The 1615-nt window shown below is 41.8% G+C and carries 1 protein-coding gene; it reads left to right on the top strand.

Annotated elements, in window-relative coordinates; all coding sequences use genetic code 11:
* Positions 1-1401: putative bifunctional diguanylate cyclase/phosphodiesterase (locus tag ACKI5G_RS03485; protein WP_407397674.1), on the top strand; the 1401-nt coding region annotated here is incomplete at its 5' end.
* Positions 1402-1615 lie beyond the last annotated feature (214 nt).

Genomic DNA, 1615 nt, shown 5'->3' with positions numbered 1-1615 from the left:
CTTCTGCCTATGAATATTACCATTATGTATAAGCGGGCTCCAGGTGGCTATGCCATCGAGGGTATTAATGTTGCTGAAGATTCACCGCATGAGCGTAGTTATACGATAGCTAGTACGCCTTCACACAGTGAGTATGATTACTTGTCGGCCTATGATAGCTTTACTGGCTTACTGAACCGGGACGCTTTTTGCTCAAGGACAGAGGATATGCTGGCTGATTATCCGGATAAATCCTTTGATATACTGCGCATAAACGTGGAGCGTTTTAAGGTTATAAATGAAGTCTTTGGTGAAGCTCAGGGTGACAAGCTTCTTAAATATATTGGCGATTTCCTGAAGAAGGTTGACCTGAAGCTTTGTCTGGCGGCCCGACTTTATGCGGATAATTTTGTAGTTTGTTTTGAGTCCAGCGAGGGTGATGCAGAAAAACTGATTTATACCTTGCAGGTAGTGGCCAACAGCTTTGAAATTAATCACCATACAGTGCTGACCTTTGGCTTGTATAAAATTACCGATAAGTCTCTTCCTGTCAGCAAGATGATTGAGCGGGCAAATATTGCTTTAAATCAGGCCAAGGGCAATCATATGGTGCCGTACTGTGTATATGATGGTAGCATGTGGGATGAAATGCTGGATGAGCAAAATATCATGAACGCTTTGGACAGTGCCATGGACAACAATGAGTTTTCCCTGCTCCTTCAGCCTAAGTATGAGTTGAAAAATGAAACTGTTATTGGCTCGGAGGCATTAGTTCGTTGGGTTACCAAGGAGGGAGAAAATATTCCTCCTAGTAAGTTTATTCCGATATTTGAAAAGAATGGCTCCATATATGAATTGGATAAATTCATGTGGGAGAGCGTATGCCAACAGTTGCGTAAATGGTTGGATGAGGGAAAAGCAGTTAAGCCGGTGTCAGTAAATGTTTCCCGTATAGATTTGTATGATCCGGAATTAGTAAATGTATTGGTCCGGATAGTAAATAAATACAAGATACCGAAGGAACTGTTTGAACTGGAAATAACTGAGTCCGCCTATACCGGTGACCCACAGATGATAATGTCCGTAGTCGATAATTTACAACGGGAGGGCTTCCGGATTTTGATGGATGATTTCGGCAGTGGCTATTCCTCCTTGAATATGCTAAAGGATATTTATATTGATGTGCTGAAGATAGACATGGGCTTTTTGCAACGCACGGACCGGACTGGTCGGGGGAATAATATTTTGGCGGCTGTGGTATATATGGCTGATAAACTGAAATTGCCAACAATCGCCGAGGGTGTTGAAACTAAAGAGCAGGTAGATTTCCTGAAATCCATAGGCTGTAATTGGGCGCAGGGCTTCTATTTTTCTCAGCCGATAAGTGCCGAGGAGTTTTCCAAATTACTGGAAAATAAATGATCACATAAATAAAGGAGACCTAATAAGGTCTCCTTTTGTTATTTTTCGATTAGTAATTTTAATTGGGCTATTTTTCTATCGTGGGCCTTAATGGCAAAATTCATACGCTCATTTTCCTCGGCGGAAAAATTGCCACTGTCCATAGCACTCTGAATTTTTTCCTTACGCTGTTCCAAATCTGCGATTTCATCCCTCAGAGGTTTTTCTTCTCCCA

Origin of the sequence: Anaerovibrio sp. (genome assembly GCF_045637405.1) — a bacterium.
GTDB lineage: Bacteria > Bacillota > Negativicutes > Selenomonadales > Selenomonadaceae > Anaerovibrio.
Note: the sequence above shows the minus strand (reverse complement) of the source record. Positions and strands in the feature narration are given on the sequence as shown.